An 18,059-nucleotide genomic window follows, 5' to 3' on the forward strand; every position below is an offset into this window, starting at 1 on the left:
AGCAGCCCTATCTGATGCCGATGGCGGCGTAGCGGGGGTGGCCGGAATGATGATCAAGGCCGCACGCCCAGCAAAGCGCGGCGGAATTTCGATCATCGCCTTGTTGATGAGCACCGCCACAGGGTTCAAGTCGGACGCATGGCTTTCCAGCCCCAGCCGCTGAGCTTCCAGTGGCAGCGAGCCTCCCCCAGCAAATGGATCATGGAAAGCGGGCAGCTTTTCCGGGTCGAATAGTTCGGCTGCCTGCGGATGGTTGCGGTTCAGTTCGCAGGTCTCGCGCCAGCTTTTCCGGATTTCCTCCCTCGCCTCTGACAGCACCGCCTCATCGTTGGTGTTCTCCCACAGCACCAGCTTGCGGATGATGCCGAACAAGCGCTCTCGCTCGATCCTCGCTTTTTCCTTGTTCACTCCCCGCCCAAGGCTGCGTTCATAGCAGGGGTCATTGACCATCTGGGCAAAAATCACCGCCCGTGCCGCGGCCAGTGGGCGGCGTGCCCACCACAGGTGCAATGTCGAAGGGTGCCCGTGACGAATGGACTTCTCGCGAGCGCAGGCGATGTTGATGTCGTCGAGCGGTAGCGCGACTTCAATGAGTTTCTTGGGAGTCTTGTAGAGCATGGGCATTTTGCAATCAGTCGAACGCCAAACCAGCATTGGCGGCTATTCTTGCCGCAAGTTTTTCAAAGTCTCGATAGCAACTTCTTACGGCCTCAATGTGCGCCCCGATCGCGCCATCGGCCGATTTCAGGAAGAAAATAGGTTTCCTGGCCTCCATCGCCATCGGCATCAAGCTTCGGTAGTGCTTGAGCAAGGAGAGGCAATACGGATCACCGCCTACGGTTACGCTGGTCTGGATTTTTTCATTGAGCACGACTTCTCGATAGACATTGGGGATGCGATCCATCCAGCGCTTGTATGCTTTGACTGGACGACTATCGAGGATGCCATGCTGCATGACGATATAACCCATGGGTTGCATCATGCCCTTCGGCATGGGCAAATCGGGAGGCGCCTTCTTCAGAAGGTCCGTCCAGACCGCTCGCCAATCGGACAGAGTCGGCCCCAGGTTCTTCAAGCCTTGCAAAGAAAACAAGTCCGGCGCGAGAGGCAAGCAGACCTGGTCTGAGGCTATCAGTGCCGAGCGATTTATCGCACCGAGGTTCGGGCCGACATCGACAAGCACCAGGTCGGCGCCCGCTTCGGTTTCCCATTTGATTCCCCACTCGGCTCCGCGTTGAATCAGCCGATGGAAAGCGGTCATCGTCCGGAAAGCGGATTCGTCGCTTAACTGGCACCTCGGCCATGCATCTGATAACTTGTCTTCAAACCGCGACAGGCCCAGGTCACCCGCAACGAGACCAAGGTGCTCAGTGATTTTCTCGACATGCGGGCGGGCGATGTCACCGATCCCGCGCAGGATGGGACGAATGCTGCCCAGGACCGTGTCCGGATGTTCGCCGTCCGGCCACAAGGTCTCCAGCCGATCCTCGTCAAGAAACATCGCCGTCAGATTTGCCTGTGGGTCGAGATCGACGGCTAGTACCTTGATCCCATGGTCAGAGAACATCCACGCCAAGTGATAGACCAGAGAAGTCTTGCCAACTCCGCCCTTGTTGTTGAAGAAGGCAATGGATTTCATGCGGCCCTCCGATAAATCTTGACCAATACACTATGCGGATCAAACTCGAATTCAGCAGGTGGGTTCCCGTTTTGGGCAAGTAGCGATTGCGCTCGTTGAACACCATAGCCAAAGCGATTCACAAACCCGAGTGATTTCATCGCCTCGGCAATCACGGGGTTCCGGTAGCTGTTGCGCGAAGGAAAGTTTTCAGGCGTCGCTTCACCAAATAAACCACCCGGGCTTTGAATCTCGATATGGTCGCTGAAGGCGTAGAAGCGAATCGGCGAATTGCTGTCGTAATTGCGATGCATGACCGCATTCATCAACAATTCGCGTATCGCCCACTCGGGATAATCGGGCAGCAGCTTCTCTTCCAGCATGTTGATCTGTCGCATTGTGGTCTGAATCAACAGTCGTAGCCGCCCTTCCATCTCCCGCAACACACTGGTCAGATCGCCAGAAATCTCGGCCTGATCGAACGGGACATCAGTCAGGTCTTCAGCGGGCAGGCGCAGGAACTGAACATAAGCACCCGGAAGAAAGAAGCGTGGATTCTTGCCAAACAACAAAATACCTGCGTGTGTCAGGCACGCACGCACGGGATCGTATAGCCGCAGAGAGGCAAGCTGAAGCTCGACAGGCCGACGGTTTTCAGCGATGGTCTCGGGGTCGACGGCCTCTCGGCGATAGGCATCGAATTGGCCAAACGCCAATTCATCGATACCGGCCTCGGAACAAGGACGTGCGTCAAATGATCGAGCCAACGCGAGCCGCCTTTCCGATAGAACGCGTTCCTCCTGTTCGTTGGCAATGGCTTTACGCGGACCCACTCGAATATGGATGCGGCCTTTATATCTTACTGGCGGGAGATCAGAGGGAAAAACCTCGACAACGGCGACCTCGCCACTATCGAGACAGTACTTGACAACATTGATGACCGGCTGTGGCAGCACATTGCCATCAGACCGAATACCGCCAAGATTTTTCAACAGATCGTCCGTCACTTTCAGGCCCGACAACTGCCCATTATCCTTTACGCCGATCAGCAAATAGCCGGGTTGACGGTGATTTGGAAAGTCATTGGCAAACGCGCAGATCGCCTGGCCGAACTTGTCTGTATTGGAAATGGATTCCGTTCGCTCGATGCAATCGGCTTCCAGATCGGAAACCAGTTCCGATAGGCGCTCTTCAGTCAGCATGGCTGCTCCGATCTTTTCAGTAGTTCATTCAGACTTGCGTTAATACTCGCAACCGCCCAATCCGGCTCCTGATTGAATGGTCGCCGAACATAGAACGGTCCTTCATGCTGATCGCCATCGACCAAGACGATGGCCAGAATGAACTTGTCAGCCTGGTTCAGCCCGTAGAGAATTTCATTGCGGGTGATGGTGATCGTCGATTGCCCTTTGGCGCGGCCCTTGACCTCGATATGCCGTACGGGCGAAAGCCGGCCATCCATTGCCGGCGGAACAGAGGTGATGTCCCAGCCGCACTTTTCGGCAGAAACGTCGAAGGTCGCATGGCCCAGCCGATGCTCGGCCATCGTCACCGCTTCCATGGCAATACGTTCGACTCTGGCGCGTGCATCGGCATCGGCAGTCCAGCTTTCGCCCTCCTGATCGCCCTTGCGCTGCGCCAACAGGCCGGCAGGAATGACCAGTGCGCCACCCAGCACCACGGGTGTGGCGGAAACGACTTGCCGCATGGCGCGCAGTTCCTTGCTGCGCGATTCGAGCCGCGCGGTCAGATCGTCGATCATGCGGCGAACATTTTCCAGCGTCAGACGCACGTTCGTGCCGGCGGCGATGTCTGCCTTCAGTTTTTCGTGGCGGTCGGACCAGTAGTTGATTTCCTTGATCAGCCGCTCGTGGATCGCGTGGAGGTTCTTGTCGAACTGTCGCTCGCGTCGCCCTTTCACTTCCTCGAAGTGCTCGGGAACGAGATACGCTGAAGCGTGGGCAAGCGCAACCGCTTCCAGATCGCGAGTGATCCACGCGTCCGACAATACGTCTTCGATCAGCTTTTGGTCAGCCGTGTCGATGGCCTGCAGGTCAAGGTGCGGCGCCCAGCCGGCGTTCATGGTGTGGCCGTTACGGTCGATGGCGACGAACTGCAAACGTCGGGAGATGACCTGTCCGGCTTCGCCTGCTTCCTTCAGCGAATGGTCGATCATGAACAGCAGTCGGGGAACCAGGCCGCTGTCGTTGGGATCGACCAACACGGCCCCCTGTTTGAGTTTGTTGCGATGCTGCTCCAGCATCAAATCGACTATGGCGTGCATCAGCGGATGGGCGGGATGGATCAGGCTCGCCATCGCCGCGCCCACACGGTCAGTGAGGCGCACATACTGTTTCTCGAAACACACCCGCTCGTACTTGCGCAGCACGGGGTCGGTATTGCGGGCATCGCGTCCGCTGATCTGCCGGTCGCGCTCGCGGATGATGCCCGGAACGAAGGTGATTTCGTAGCGACCGGACTCGCGCGCCTTCAACTCACCGCCGAGATCCTCGAATGCCTGTTTGAAGCAGGAACGAATGAAGTAAGGCTGCAACTTGCGCGCCTCGGCCTTCTCCATTTCTTCCTTGACGGCGAATAGACGACTTTCGTCCATGACCTCTTCGGCCAGCGCATTGCGGCTGAGGATGCCTTTGATGTGGTCGTTGGCGAGCGCACCTTCGATCCTGGTCATCAGCTTGGCGCGCACCAGCGGGTCATCGCCGTAGCGAATGGCTTCGATCAGCAGGTCGCGCAGACTCTTTTCCTCGAAGACCTCGCCCAGAATGTCGAAGACTCGGCCGCCCAGCGCCAGACGTTCGACTTCGATCTTCTCCAGGAGACGCTGGAAAACATCGCCCTCGCGTGTTTCGGCAGCCACCATGTTCCACAGATGGCAGACTTCGGTCTGGCCAATGCGGTGGATACGCCCGAATCGCTGTTCGAGGCGATTGGGATTCCACGGCAGATCGTAATTGACCATCAGGTTGGCAGATTGCAAGTTCACACCTTCGCCGGCAGCATCGGTGGCCAGCAGGATGCGGGTATCGGGGTCGTTGCGAAACAGTTCCTGCACCTTGCGACGGTCTTCGCGCAGCACGCCACCGTGGATGATCACCACCGCCGAATTTTCCAACTGCGCATTGCCCAGCAAACCGCGAATCTTGATGGCCAGATAGTTGAGCGTGTCGCGGTGCTCGGTGAACAGAATCAGTTTGCGTTGCCGGCCATCGGGACCGCGCATTTCTGGCGTGTTCTGCAGCAGGCGGGAAAGCTCTTCCCATTTGCGGTCCTGGCCTGAATGCACCAGTTGCCGGGCCTTCTCTTCGAGGTGTTCGAGGGTAAAGATTTCCGCTTCGAGTTCCTGGATGGTCTGGGCGGCGGTGGCCTGATCGATGATTTCCTCTTCGAGGTTCTCGGCTTCTTCGCCGGTCAAGTCATCGGGGTCGTCAGGTGCCGCCACCGTTTCCGGCCAGTTGGCTTGCAGACGTTCGCCCCGTTGGCGCAGTTTTTCATCCTCGACCCGGCGTTTGAGCTTGTTGGCACGTCGTTTGAGTGACTGGTAGATGGCTTCCGGGCTGGACGCCAGTCGCCGTTGCAGTGAAGTCAGCGCAAAGCCCACCGTGCCTTTGCGCTTCCCGTCTTCGAGCGCATCGGCGCGGTTCATCTCCTCTTTCACATAGGTCGTGATCGCATGATAGAGGGCGGCTTCGGCATCGGACAGTTTGTAATTGGCGGTATAGGCGCGACGTTCCGGAAACAGGGGCGTACCGTCGAATTTCAGGAGTTCTTCCTTGACCATGCGCCGCATCATGTCAATGGTATCGACTTTATGGGCGCCATTACGGAACTTGCCGTAGAAGCGGTCGGAATCGAGCAACGACATGAAGAGTTGGAAATCGGCCTCCTTGCCGTTGTGCGGCGTCGCCGTGATCAATAAAAAGTGGCGACAGACACTGCCCAGCAGTTTGCCCAGCTTGAAGCGTTTGGTCTCTTTGACCTCGTTGCCGTACCAGCTCGCCGACAGCTTGTGAGCCTCATCGACGACGATCAGATCCCAGCCGGTGAAGCCCAGCTTTTCCTGTAGATCGTCGTTGCGCGCCAACTGGTCGAGGCGCGCGATCAGCAACTCGCGGTCGTCAAAGGGGTTGCCACTACGGGTTTGTTGCTGCAGGTCGCGCGAGAAGATGGCGAACGACAAGCCGAATTTCTCGAAAAGTTCATCCTGCCACTGCTCAACCAAGCTGCCGGGGCAGACGATCAACACGCGCTTGGCGTCCGCACGCATCAGCAGTTCGCGGATGAACAGGCCCGCCATGATCGTCTTGCCCGCACCGGGATCGTCGGCCAGCACATAGCGCAGGGGCTGGCGCGGCAGCATGGACTGATAGACCGCGGTGATCTGGTGCGGCAACGGCTCGACGTTGGACGTATGCACCGCCATCATCGGATCGAACAGATGGGCCAGATTGATCCGCCAGGCTTCCGCCGCCAGCTTGAAGTCAGCACCGGGCGCATCGAAAGCCCATGGGCGACCGACTTTGGCCAGAGTGAGATTCAACGAAAAACCGGCCGACCGCTCCTCAGCAGAGAATCGACGCCCTGCGTGGCATCGGCACGCAGACGCTTGGCAAAACGTTCGGCGATGTTCTCCTTGATCGTGAACTCGACGATCCTTTCGGCCTTGATCACGTCACGCGCCACCGAGCCCACGGTACCAAAGCCGTCGGCCAGCCCCAGCTTGACGCTCTGACTCCCGGTCCACATCAGGCCGCTGAAGATGTCCGGCGTTTCCTTGAGTCGCTCGCCGCGCCCGCGCCGGACGACCTCGATGAACTGTTTGTGGATTTCGCGCAGCAGCACCTGGGCGTGCTCCTTCTGCTTCGCGTCCTGCGGCGAGAAGGGATCGAGAAAGCCCTTGTTCTCGCCGGCAGTCAGCAAGCGTCGCTCGATGCCGAGCTTGTCCATCGTCCCGGTGAAGCCGAAACCGTCCATCAAGACGCCGATCGAGCCGATGATGCTCGCCTTGTCGACGAATATTTTGTCGGCCGCGACGGCGACGTAATAGCCACCGGAGGCACACAGATCCTCGACGACGACATAGAGTGGAATCTGCGGGTGCGTGGTGCGCAAGCGACGAATCTCGTCGTGGACAATCCCTGCCTGCACCGGACTGCCGCCCGGACTGTTGACCCGCAGGATGACGCCGGCAGTTCCCTTGTCACTGAACGCCGATTGCAGTGCGTCGCTGATATTCTGGGCGCTCGCTTCGCCGTTGGCCTCGATCGTCCCATGCAGATGAATGACTGCCGTGTGTCTGCCGTCGGCACGCTGGTCGGAGCCGCCCCAATCAACGACCATCACCAATACGGCAACCAGATACGACAAGCCGGCGAGCTTGAAGAAGATTCCCCAGCGACGCTTCGCCCGCTGCTCGTGGAGCGTCGCGAAGGCAACCTTTTCCAGCAACTGCCGTTCCCATGGTGGTTCGTTTTCGGGAGTATTCAAGGTATCTGCTCGTTTGGGGTGAAATAGATCGCGCCATCACGTTCTTCGACGGGTAGCGGCGTCAGTCCTCTGCCATTGCAACGGCCACCCAGGCAGCGACCGTCTTGCGGCGAGTACAGCGCGCCATGTGTCGCGCAAATCAAGTATAGCCCGGAATCATCGAAAAATTCGTTGGGCTGCCAGTCGAGTTCGATCGGAACATGCGCGCAGCGATTGAAATAAGCCGCCACACGGCCCTGAAAACGCACGGCAAACGCCGGCTCGTCGACGCCGTTCGTACACACCGTGAAGCGCACGCCCGGCCCGCCGTCGGTCAGCGCCGCCGCCAGGCAGATCAGGCGTTGGTCAGCAGCCATGCGGCCACCTCAAATCTTGTCGCCATAGTCCTGTTTCTCCTTCGTCGCGACAGCTTGCAGGAACCGACTCAAGGCCGCTGGAAGCGGCGCTTCCACGACCAACCCCCGGCCGTCGAGCGGATGCGGCAAACGCATCTGCCAGGCGTGCAGAAACATCCGTTTCAGCCCCTCCCTGGGGAGCTCCTTGTTGAGTGCGAAGTCGCCATATTTTTCGTCGCCGACGATCGGGTAGCCCAGGTGTGCGAGATGAACGCGGATCTGGTGCGTTCGTCCGGTCTTGAGCTGCGCTTCGAGCAGGCTGAAGCGCTCCCAGCGCGCCAGTAGCCGGAAAACCGTATGCGCTGCCTTGCCTTCCTCCGAAACGCAAACCCGCCGCTCGCCCGACGCCTGCAGATACTTGAGCAAGGGCAATCTGACATTGCGCACCGGGTCCATCCAGCGCCCGGCGACCAGCACCTGATAACGCTTGTCCGCTCCCCGCCCACTGCTGCTCAGGCCGCCATCGCGGAACATCTCGTGCAGGGCGAGCAGTACTGAGCGCTTCTTGCCAAGCAACAGAATGCCGGAGGTTTCGCGGTCAAGCCGGTGCGCCAGTTCGAGAAAGCGCGCCTGCGGCCGCTGCCGACGCAGCGCTTCGATGACCCCGAAACTGACCCCACTGCCGCCATGCACGGCGATGCCGGCCGGCTTGTTGATGATCAACAGGCCATCATCTTCATAGAGAACCGGCAGCGTCACCTTCAGTTCGGCGCCGGCGACAATTTCCTGCTCGATCCGGGCAATGCGTAGCGGCGGCAGGCGCAGCACATCGCCGGTCTGCAGGCGATAGGAAACGTCTGCGCGCCTGCCATTCACGCGCACTTGGCCGCTACGGACGATGCTGTAGACGTGGCTCTTGGGCACCCCCTTGCATTTCTTCAGCAGCAGGTTGTCGAGCCGCTGTCCCTGCTCATTTTCAGTGATCAGCGTCTCGGTGACAGAGCTTTTGCTAACTTCGTCCATTTTGAATATACTTGACTTGATTTGCGTCTTGAGTTGAAAGAGGCGCTGACCCGTTAGACCGTCGAGCGACGCCGATTTTTTTATGACATGCGACGCACTTTCCGGCAGGCCTCAGCCGCCTCGCTTGCACCAATCTGTGCAAGATCACTCAACGCAGATCACCTGGTTAAGTACGCTCACCACGAAGTAGCGATACTACTTGAACTGCGCGCGCCTAGCACCTGCGGAGCGGCCCAGGCAGATTCCCGAGTCCTTGACGTTCAAGGCCCGACAGCTTACCGAGTCGGCGAGATACCCCTATTGGTTGCACTACCGGACAAGCCCCTCCAGGCATCCCACCGACAACTGATCCGCTGTTGCCTGCATCAGGCATGTCCCTCGTGATGGCGCGCGGGAGCCTATCTATGAAACGCATGCTGTTTAACGCAACACAGGCCGAGGAACTCCGTGTTGCCATTGTCGACGGTCAGAAGCTGATTGACCTGGACATTGAGTCGGCCGCCAAGGAACAGAAAAAGAGCAACATTTACAAGGCAGTCATTACCCGCATCGAGCCTAGCCTGGAAGCCGCTTTTATCGATTACGGGTCAGAACGACACGGTTTTCTGCCCTTCAAGGAAGTCTCCCGCGCCTTCTTCCAGCCTGGCGTCGAAGCGAATCGCGCGACGATCAAGGAAGCGCTGCGCGAAGGACAGGAACTGATCGTTCAGGTCGACAAGGACGAGCGGGGCAACAAGGGTGCCGCGCTGACGACCTTCGTCAGCCTCGCCGGGCGCTACCTGGTCCTGATGCCCAACAACCCGCGCGGCGGCGGCGTCTCGCGGCGTGTCGAGGGCAGCGAACGCACTGAACTACGCGAAGTCATGGATGCCTTGCCGGTGCCGTCGGGAATGAGCCTGATCGCGCGCACCGCGGCGATCGGGCGCAACGGCGAAGAACTGCAATGGGACCTCAACTACCTGTTGCAGTTGTGGAAGGCCATCGAGGGCGCCGCACACGAACAGAAAGGCGCCTTCCTGATCTACCAGGAGGGCAGCCTGGTCATCCGTGCGATCCGCGACTACTTTCAACCCGATATCGGTGAAATCCTGATCGACACCGATGAAGTCTTCGACCAGGCGCAGCAATTCATGGCGCATGTGATGCCGGGGACGGTCAATCGCATCAAACGCTATCGCGACGATGTGCCCTTGTTTTCGCGTTTCCAGATCGAGCATCAGATCGAGTCCGCCTACTCGCGCCAGGTCAGCCTGCCGTCGGGTGGCGCGATCGTCATTGACCATACCGAAGCGCTGGTATCGGTCGATGTGAACTCGGGTCGGGCGACGCGTGGCGCAGACATCGAAGAAACAGCCCTGAAAACCAACCTCGAAGCCGCTGAAGAGGTGGCTCGCCAACTGCGCCTGCGCGATCTTGGCGGCCTGATCATCATCGACTTCATCGACATGGAAAACCTGCGCAATCAGCGCGAAGTCGAAAACCGTGTCCGCGACGCACTGCGCTTCGACCGCGCGCGCGTGCAGACCGGCAAGATCAGCCGCTTCGGCCTGCTCGAGTTGTCACGCCAGCGCCTGCGTCCGGCGCTCGCTGAAACCAGCTACATCCCCTGCCCTCGCTGTTCCGGGACGGGTCACATCCGCAGCACCGAATCGGCCGCCCTGCACATCCTGCGCATCCTCGAAGAAGAGGCCATGAAGGACAACACGGCTACCGTCCATGCCCAGGTGCCGGTCGATGTCGCGACTTTCCTGCTCAACGAAAAGCGCACCGACGTCCAGGCGGTCGAACTGCGGCACAAGGTGACCATCCTTCTGATTCCCAACATCCACCTCGAAACGCCACAGCACACGATGGTCCGCGTTCGCCACGACGACCTGCTCCAGGACGAGTTGCAACAACCGTCGTACCGCATGGTCGACATGCCGACGAGCGAAGAGAACGCCGAGGCATCGCCCACAGCAGAAGCCAGAGTTCCTCGCCCGGAAGCGGCGATCAAAGGCGTCACCTCGTCGCAACCGGCGCCGCTGGTCGCCGAAAGGCAAGCGGCGACGGCTGCACAGCCGACCATTGCCCCTAGCCACTTCCTGGCCAGGATCCTGTCCTGGTTCCGCCACAAGCCGGAACCCGCACCGGTCGCTGAACCCTCGCCGCCGAAACCGGCCAGCAACCCGCCGCGCGAGGCAGCACGCGATACTCGCCGGGGCGCCGGTCGCCCCACTCGCCGCGACGAGACCCGCGAAGCTCCCGAGGCCCGCGTTTCTCGAGAGCCGAGGGAGACGACAGCGCAACCGGCTGCGGCGCAGACCCGCAACGAAGCTCAGAGAGTTCGTGAACCGCGCCCCCCGCGCGAGCCGCGTGAACCTCGCGACCCGAACGAGGTACGCGAGCCACGTCGCCAGCGGGCCGAGCCGCGTCCGGAGCGCAAAGAGCAGACCACGGTAGCGGCAACAGCCAGTCGAACCGACGTTCAGCCAGCCATCGCCCCTGCGGCTATCGCCCCTCCGCTTGACGCCCTCGTCCTCCCCACGCAGACGCCGACCACCGAGGAGGCAGCAGGCAGCGGCTCACGTCGTCGTGGGCGACGCGGTGGCCGCCGCGAGCGCGGCGAGCGAACCGAGAACCCCGCCGAGGTTCAGAACGATGGACTCGTAGCGACCGCCGCCCCTGAAGCAGACGGCCTCGCCACCACGCCGCCCGCGGCAACGACCGGCCAGGCTGCCGCCGTGACCGCTGTCGCTGCGCCAAGCGCGGAGCAGCCAGACACAGCCATCGCCGAGACTCCGCCGGCCAATGCCGGCGCGACCGAGGCGCCGGCGGATCCCGTTGAGGTCCAGGTAGCCACTGTCGCGGCAGTTCCCGCAACGACTGTCGATCAGCGTACAGCCGACGACACGCCACCCAAGGTGCCGGAGGCCGTCGCCGCAGCGGCAGCCATCAGCGCATCGGCAACGGACCGGGCCGAGGACGAAGCGGCAGCGGTCGTCCAGACGCCAGCCACGGTCGAAGATCCGGTCACAAATCCGGTCGCCATCGCGCCCGAGGCGGTCGTCGATCTGCCGGCGCCAGACTCGGCGCCAAGCGCACCGATCGCACCGATCGCACCCGCTGCGTCATCGGCACCCGCGCTGACCATCGAGCAGGCTATCGAGGGAAGTGGTCTGGTCATGGTCGAAACGAGCAGCGACGAGGCCAGTGGGTGGCAGCCGGAAGCGGTCGCGGCACCGCAGCCACGACGCAGACGCGCCGCGGTGGTCGTCGCCGACGAACCGCTGGTGATGGTCGAAACACGAAAGTAGACCATCCGTCCAATGCGGGCGGGGGCCGGGGTTCCCTTCTTCTGCAGGGAGTACCTACCGGGGAGATCCGGCCACCGTCCGAGGAGCGCCACATGATTCACTGCCCAATCCCTTACTGGCTACTGGCGGCAGCCCTTGCCGCGCTGCTCGCCGCCTGTGGTCACGATCAGCCCGCGTTTTTCCAGGGCTACGTCGAGGGCGAGTACCTCTACCTGGCTGCACCGCAAGCAGGTTACCTCAAGTCGCTCGACAGCCCTCGTGGCAGTCGCGTCACCGAAGGTCAAGCGGTTTTCGCCATTTCCAGAGACCCCGATTCGCAAACCCTGGCCGAAGCCGAAGCTCGCGCGGGGTCGGCCCGCCAGAAGTTGAAGAACCTCAGCGAGCCGCGCCGACTGCCCGAGATCGCTGCCCTCGAGGCCCAGGTTCGCGCCGCCGACGCCTCCCTGCAACTGGCACAAAGCCAGCTCCGCCAGCAGGAAACGCTGGCTCGGCAACGTTTCGTCTCGCAGGCCAGGCTAGACGAAGCCACGGCTGCCCGTGACCGCAGTGCAGCCGAACTGGACGCCGCCAGACAACAGTTGGCCAGCTTCCGGATTTCCCTTGGCCGCCAGGCCGAAGTTTCCGGCGCCGAGGCCGACCTCGAGGCGGCGGCGGCCGTGGCGGCACAGAAGCGCTGGCTGGTGGAGCGCAAGGCGGTCAGCGCTCCCGTTGCAGGCGAGATCGCCGACACCTACTACCAACCGGGAGAATGGGTGCCGGCAGGTGCACCGGTCGCCAGTTTGCTACCCGACGCTCGCCGCCGCCTGCGTTTCTACGTACCTGCAGCGCTGATCGCCACGGTTCAGCCAGGCCAGAGCGTCGAAGCGCGCTGCGATGGCTGTGGCGAACCGATCAAGGCGACGATCGACTTCATCGCGCCGCAGGTCGAATACACGCCGCCGGTGATCTACAGCCGCGGCAGCCGCGAGAAGCTCGTCTTCCGCGTCGAAGCGTCGCCGGCGCCGGCGCAGGCCGCCACCCTGCGTCCAGGACTGCCGGTCGACGTGCGCCTGGCTGCGAACTGACATGGACGATGACGCGCTGGCGATCGACGTCGCCGGCATCAACAAGCACTTTGGCGACAAGCACGTGGTCAAGGATCTGAGCCTGCAGGTCCGCCAGGGTGAGATCTACGGCTTCCTCGGGCCGAACGGCAGCGGCAAGACGACGTCGATCCGCATGCTCTGCGGCTTGTTGACGCCGGACAGCGGTCGCGGCACCTGCCTCGGGCTCGACGTACTGAAGGAAAGCGCGGCGATCAAGCGTCAGGTCGGCTACATGACCCAGAAATTCTCCTTGTGGGACGACCTGACGATTGGTGAGAATCTTGATTTCGTGGCGCGCATGTTCGGCATGAGCAATCGCCAACAGGCCGTGCACCAGACCCTCGAAGAGCTCGGCCTCGGTGGCCGCAGCCGGCAGTTGGCCGGCACACTTTCCGGCGGCTGGAAGCAGCGTCTCGCACTCGCCTCGTGCCTGCTTCATCAGCCCCGCCTGTTGCTCCTCGACGAACCGACCGCCGGCGTCGACCCCAAGGCGCGCCGTGATTTCTGGGAGGAAATCCACCGTCTTTCGGCGGCCGGGATCACCGTCCTGGTCTCCACGCACTATATGGACGAGGCCGAACGCTGCCACCGCCTGGCCTACATTGCCTACGGCAGCCTGCTCGCCGCGGGTACCGCCAGCGAAGTGGTCGCCGGCTGCCAGCTCAATACCTGGGAAATCAGCGGCGACGGCATCCACCGCCTCGCCGAACGTCTGCGCCGCCTGCCAGGCGCCGAGCAGGTGGCCAGCTTCGGCGCTACGCTGCACGTCAGCGGCCCCGACGGCCCACGGCTGCAGGCCAGCCTGGAAACCCTGCGCGACGAAGCCGGACTGACCATCAGCGCAGTGGCGCCGTCGCTGGAAGACGCCTTCATCCATCTCATGCAGCACAGCCCGGACCCGTTCGGCTAAAATCATGCGCGGCTTCTCGTTCTCCCGCTGGTTCGGCATCCTGCTCAAGGAGTTCATCCAGTTGAGGCGCGACCGGCTGACCTTCGGCATGATCGTCGGCATTCCAATCATGCAGTTGCTGCTCTTCGGTTTCGCCATCAACTCCGACCCGAAACACCTGCCCACCGCGGTCGTCATGGCCGACCCCGGACCGTTCGCGCGCGCCTACGTCGCCGCGATGGCGAACAGCGACTATTTTCAGATCGCCGGCCAGGTCGACGAGCAGCAGGCGAGCAAACTCCTCGACCGTGGCGAAGTCCAGTTCGTGGTCACCTTCCCGCCGGGTTTTCACCGCGATCTGCTGCGCGGCAGGAGCCCGACGCTGGTGGTCGAAGCCGATGCCACCGACCCGATGGCCACCGGCGGCGCCATCTCGGTGCTCAATCACCTCGGACTGGAGGTCTTCGCGCCTGATTTGCCCGGCCTGCAGCGCCCTCCGACGCCGCCCATGGAACTGCGTATCCATCGCCGCTACAACCCCGAAGGCATCACTGCCTACAATGTCGTCCCCGGTCTGCTCGGCGTCATTCTGACCATGACCATGGTCCTGATGACCGGCCTGGCGATGACCCGCGAGCGCGAGCGCGGCACCTTCGAGAACCTCCTGGCGACACCCGCGACGCCGCTCGAGGTGATGACCGGCAAGATCGTTCCTTATATCCTGATCGGTCTGGTCCAGGTAACCCTGATCCTGCTGGCTGCCCGCTGGCTGTTCGACGTGCCGATGCACGGCAGCCTGCTCCTGTTGTACACCGTCGTGCTGTTGTTCATTTGTGCCAACCTGACGCTCGGCATCACTTTCAGCTCGATCGCCCAGAACCAGTTGCAGGCGATGCAGATGACCTTCTTCTTCTTCCTGCCGTCGATGTTGCTCTCCGGTTTCATGTTCCCGTTCCGCGGCATGCCCGAATGGGCGCAGGTAGTCGGTAACATTCTACCGCTCACCCATTTCCTGCTCCTCGTGCGGGGAATCCTGCTCAAGGGCAACGGCATCGACATGCTTTGGCAACAGGTCTGGCCAATCCTCGCCTTCATCGCCGTGGTCCTCGCCATCGGCCTCAAGACCTTCCGCAAGACGCTGGATTGACCGCAGTGGCTTGCTGCGTTGATAGCCACCGGCGACGGCCTGGTGCGCTTCGACGGCTACCGCTTCCGCCCGCAGGAAAGAGAAAGTCCGGACCCTGCGGCGCGCAACCTGGGCTGGATCCGATCTTTGCTGGCGGGGCGCGATGGCCGCCTGTGGATAGGCACCGAATGGGATGGCCTGGCGGTCTACGACCCGGCGAGCGAACGGGTCGTTTTCTACCGCAGCGACAGCGACCAGACCGGCGGCGAAAAATCGGCCACCAGCGGCGCGCTGCCAACGATTCGCGCACTGGCCGAGGATAGCGGCGGCGAAATATGGGTCGGCAGTGAGGGCGGCGGGCTGGATCTCTTCGACCCCAAGAGCGGCAGCTTTTCCCACCACCGGCATTCGAGCCAGCTCGGCAGCCTGCCCGACGATCGGGTGCAAGCGCTGCTGGTCGACCGCCAGGGCGCACTGTGGGTCGGCACCTGGGCGGGCTTGAGCCGTCGCCGCCTGGGCAGCAAGCACTTCGAACCGATCTTCGCGCACCAAGGCGCCGGAAGGGGCGCCGGACTGGCCGGTCACATCGTACAAGCTCTGTTCGAGGCGTCGGATGGGCGCATCTGGGTGGGCACGCAGCAAGGCGACCTGGCGATCATCGACCCGACGACGACCAAGGGTCTGCTGCTCGATCCGGTCTCAGGCGTGGTCAGCCAGCTCGCGGTGTCCAGTCTGGTCGAGTCGCCAGCCGGACAGATCTGGGTCGGCCGAGCCTCGGGAATCGATCTGTATGACGTACGCAGCGGCCACCTGGTGCGGCGACTGACACACGATCTGCGCAAGCGTGCCGGTCTGGCGGGCAATGAGGTGACCGCGCTGATCCGCGATCACGCCGGCCTCATCTGGGTGGGTGGCTTTGGCGTCGGTCTGCAGCGCCACGATCCGAGCAATCGCAGCATCTGGCTGCGCGGCGCCGACCCGCAGCCGGATAGCCCCTTCGCCGAAGCCGACGTGCGCAGCCTGCTGCAACTCGACAATGGCGAAATCTGGGCCGCTACCGAAAACGGTGGCGTGGCGGTGATGGACCGACAGTTGCGCGTCACCGGCGCTGTGCGGCCCCGGCCGCCGGTGCAAGCCCAGTCGGCTGCTCGGACACCTGGGCAAGCCCAGCCGCCGGCGCGCATTGAGGCGATGGCGCAGGCCAGCGATGGTACCGTCTGGCTGGGCGCCGATGCCCAGATCTATCAGTTCACCCGAAGCCACCGGCAACTCCGAATCCTGCCGCATGGCGGCGGCCTGACGCGACGTTTGCTGGCCAGCAGCGATGGCTCGTTGTGGGTGGCCACCCAGGATGGAGTCTTTCGCTTGCGGCCCGGCACAGGCGAAGTCGTTCGCCTCGGTCAACGGGGTGGGCAGCCACTGCGCGCTGATATCAACGCCCTCGCCGAGGCGCCAGACGGTAGCGTCTGGGTGGGCAGCGGCAAGGGGCTCTTTCGCGTCGCTGCCGGTGACAGCCAACTGCAAGCGGTGACCACGCAGGCAGGCGCCGGGCTCGGTAGCCCCAGTATCATCGGACTTCTCTTCGACCACCGACAGACCCTGTGGGTGGACATCGCAGTGACCGGCCTGCATCGCATGATCGGCTGGGATGGCCAGCAGGCGACCTTCGACCGGGTCAGCGAACGCCACGGCATCGTCAGGCGGCCATTCGGTGGCAATTTGCTGGAGGACCGGCGCGGCCGAATCTGGACGCAGATGTACGTCTACGACCCGGCGACCGACCGCCTGGACGAGCTGACGGCAGCCGATGGTGCGGATCTCGGCATCGGCTGGTTTCTATCGCGCGCCAAGACAGCGGATGGCCGGCTCCTGTTCGGTGGCAGCAATGGCATTCTGGTGGTCAGGCCGGAACAGTTCGACGCCTCGGCCTACCAGCCGCCAGTGGTGATCTCGGAATTGCAGATCAACGGCCAGCGCCAATCGGCCGGACAGATCGCTGACGGACTGGAGATGCTGCCCGAGCAGCGCAGCTTCAGCCTGGCCTTGACCGCCTTCGACTACAGTGACCCCGCCCGCGTGCACTATGCCTACCACTTGCAAGGTTTTGACCCCGACTGGATCAACACGACGGCCGACTCTCGCACCGCCAGCTACAGCAATCTGGGCCCCGACGACTATGTCCTGCGCGCGCGTGCAACCAACCGCAGCGGTCTCTGGAGCCCGCACGAACTGGCGGTCAAGGTACGCATACTGCCCGCCTGGTGGGAGACCTGGTGGTTCCGCCTGGCAGTGCTCTCACTGCTGGCGGCGATGGTGTACGCAGTGGTGTGCTGGCGCACCCGCCATCTGCGTTTGCGCCAGATAGCACTCGAACGTACGGTGCACGAGCGCACGGCCGATCTGGAAAAGCTCACCCTGGCGCTACAGCAAGAGTCGGCCGCACTGGCGGAGGCCAGCCTGACCGACGCGTTGACCGGCTTGCGCAACCGCCGCTTCGTGGCGCAACACATCGACGCCGATGTGGCTCTGGCGGTGCGCGCGTACGAGAGTCACCTGCAGTACGGGGCAAGTTTGCGCGACGATGCCGATTTGATATTCTTCCTCTTTGACATCGATCATTTCAAGCAGGTGAACGATGGCCATGGGCATGCTGCCGGTGACGCGGTGATCAGGGAGATGTGCGCTCGACTGGTCGAGGTGTTTCGCGACAGCGATTACCTGGTTCGCTGGGGTGGTGAAGAATTCCTCGTCGTGGCGCGCGGGACAGCGCGCACTCATGCCGCCGAACTAGCCGAGCGGGCGCGGGCCGCTGTGGCGGATCAGCCCTTCGCGCTTGACGATGGCAGTTTGTTGTCCAGGACCTGCTCGATCGGTTTTTGCTGTTTCCCGCTGTCAACCCGGCATGCGGGCGCTCTGCGCTGGGATGCCGTGGTCAATATTGCCGATGGCGCACTTTACGCGGTCAAGAACGCCGGCCGCAATGGCTGGCTGGGAGCGCTCAGCGCGAACAGCGAATCAGCCGAGGCCTTGCTCGCCTGGTCGCGCCGACCCTTCCTTGACTGGGCGCGCACCGGTGATTTGAACGTGGTCGGGTCGCCAGATCGCGACGCGGCCTGGCTGTAGTTCCTGTCCCCATGGAGCAAAGGTGAGCTGATCGCGACCAGCAGGCGATCGGCCAGCGG

The 18,059-nt window shown here is 62.3% G+C and carries 12 protein-coding genes; 5 read left to right on the forward strand and 7 right to left on the reverse strand.

Annotated features, from left to right (window positions below; translation table 11 throughout):
- The 7 genes from ACCAA_RS09060 to ACCAA_RS09090 form a co-directional block, all read right to left on the reverse strand.
- On the reverse strand, window positions 1-624 hold a 624-nt coding region (locus ACCAA_RS09060), incomplete at its 3' end, for a DUF1156 domain-containing protein (RefSeq protein WP_186406921.1).
- Window positions 625-631: 7 nt separating this feature from the next.
- Window positions 632-1,639 carry a ParA family protein gene (locus ACCAA_RS09065; RefSeq protein WP_186406922.1) on the reverse strand — a complete coding sequence of 336 codons (1,008 nt, stop codon included), beginning with the start codon at window positions 1,637-1,639 and terminating at the stop codon, window positions 632-634.
- Window positions 1,636-2,820 (reverse strand): RNA-binding domain-containing protein, encoded by a 1,185-nt coding sequence (locus tag ACCAA_RS09070; protein WP_186406923.1) that lies wholly within the window; start codon window positions 2,818-2,820, stop codon window positions 1,636-1,638. The genes ACCAA_RS09065 and ACCAA_RS09070 overlap by 4 nt, the downstream gene beginning before the upstream one ends.
- Complete coding sequence (locus tag ACCAA_RS09075) at window positions 2,814-6,176, reverse strand: helicase-related protein (protein ID WP_186406924.1); 3,363 nt, start codon at window positions 6,174-6,176, stop codon at window positions 2,814-2,816. The genes ACCAA_RS09070 and ACCAA_RS09075 overlap by 7 nt, the downstream gene beginning before the upstream one ends.
- The gene (locus ACCAA_RS09080; RefSeq protein WP_186406925.1) at window positions 6,173-7,123 is read right to left on the reverse strand and encodes a S49 family peptidase; all 951 of its coding nucleotides are present in this window, start codon (window positions 7,121-7,123) and stop codon (window positions 6,173-6,175) included. The genes ACCAA_RS09075 and ACCAA_RS09080 overlap by 4 nt, the downstream gene beginning before the upstream one ends.
- Window positions 7,120-7,479, reverse strand: coding sequence for a Rieske (2Fe-2S) protein (locus tag ACCAA_RS09085; RefSeq protein WP_186406926.1), 360 nt, complete (start codon window positions 7,477-7,479; stop codon window positions 7,120-7,122). The genes ACCAA_RS09080 and ACCAA_RS09085 overlap by 4 nt, the downstream gene beginning before the upstream one ends.
- Before the next feature lie 9 nt (window positions 7,480-7,488).
- The gene (locus tag ACCAA_RS09090; RefSeq protein ID WP_186406927.1) at window positions 7,489-8,481 is read right to left on the reverse strand and encodes an RluA family pseudouridine synthase; all 993 of its coding nucleotides are present in this window, start codon (window positions 8,479-8,481) and stop codon (window positions 7,489-7,491) included.
- Between the two features lie 404 nt (window positions 8,482-8,885).
- On the opposite strand from ACCAA_RS09090, the gene ACCAA_RS09095 reads away from it, so the two are divergent.
- From ACCAA_RS09095 to ACCAA_RS09115, 5 genes are all read left to right on the forward strand, one after another.
- The gene (locus ACCAA_RS09095) at window positions 8,886-11,777 is read left to right on the forward strand and encodes an Rne/Rng family ribonuclease (RefSeq protein ID WP_186406928.1); all 2,892 of its coding nucleotides are present in this window, start codon (window positions 8,886-8,888) and stop codon (window positions 11,775-11,777) included.
- Window positions 11,778-11,869: 92 nt separating this feature from the next.
- Complete coding sequence (locus ACCAA_RS09100) at window positions 11,870-12,841, forward strand: HlyD family secretion protein (RefSeq protein ID WP_186406929.1); 972 nt, start codon at window positions 11,870-11,872, stop codon at window positions 12,839-12,841.
- Window position 12,842: 1 nt separating this feature from the next.
- Entirely contained in the window at window positions 12,843-13,772 is a 930-nt protein-coding gene (locus ACCAA_RS09105) for an ABC transporter ATP-binding protein (RefSeq protein WP_186406930.1), read from the forward strand.
- A 4-nt stretch (window positions 13,773-13,776) separates the two neighbouring features.
- The gene (locus ACCAA_RS09110; protein ID WP_186406931.1) at window positions 13,777-14,898 is read left to right on the forward strand and encodes an ABC transporter permease; all 1,122 of its coding nucleotides are present in this window, start codon (window positions 13,777-13,779) and stop codon (window positions 14,896-14,898) included.
- An 18-nt stretch (window positions 14,899-14,916) separates the two neighbouring features.
- Window positions 14,917-18,000: a ligand-binding sensor domain-containing diguanylate cyclase gene (locus tag ACCAA_RS09115; protein ID WP_186406932.1), complete on the forward strand. Its 3,084-nt coding sequence runs from the start codon at window positions 14,917-14,919 to the stop codon at window positions 17,998-18,000.
- Window positions 18,001-18,059 lie beyond the last annotated feature (59 nt).

The sequence above is a fragment of the Candidatus Accumulibacter aalborgensis genome, assembly GCF_900089955.1.
GTDB lineage: Bacteria > Pseudomonadota > Gammaproteobacteria > Burkholderiales > Rhodocyclaceae > Accumulibacter > Accumulibacter aalborgensis.

Excerpts from the sequence above, each read along its gene's own strand:
- ACCAA_RS09100 (WP_186406929.1), top strand. The coding sequence starts at position 11,870 with ATGATTCACTGCCCAATCCCTTACTGGCTACTGGCGGCAGCCCTTGCC.
- ACCAA_RS09105 (WP_186406930.1), top strand. The coding sequence starts at position 12,843 with ATGGACGATGACGCGCTGGCGATCGACGTCGCCGGCATCAACAAGCAC.
- ACCAA_RS09095 (WP_186406928.1), top strand. The coding sequence starts at position 8,886 with ATGAAACGCATGCTGTTTAACGCAACACAGGCCGAGGAACTCCGTGTT.
- ACCAA_RS09070 (WP_186406923.1), bottom strand. The coding sequence starts at position 2,820 with ATGCTGACTGAAGAGCGCCTATCGGAACTGGTTTCCGATCTGGAAGCC.
- ACCAA_RS09090 (WP_186406927.1), bottom strand. The coding sequence starts at position 8,481 with ATGGACGAAGTTAGCAAAAGCTCTGTCACCGAGACGCTGATCACTGAA.
- ACCAA_RS09065 (WP_186406922.1), bottom strand. The coding sequence starts at position 1,639 with ATGAAATCCATTGCCTTCTTCAACAACAAGGGCGGAGTTGGCAAGACT.
- ACCAA_RS09110 (WP_186406931.1), top strand. The coding sequence starts at position 13,777 with ATGCGCGGCTTCTCGTTCTCCCGCTGGTTCGGCATCCTGCTCAAGGAG.
- ACCAA_RS09085 (WP_186406926.1), bottom strand. The coding sequence starts at position 7,479 with ATGGCTGCTGACCAACGCCTGATCTGCCTGGCGGCGGCGCTGACCGAC.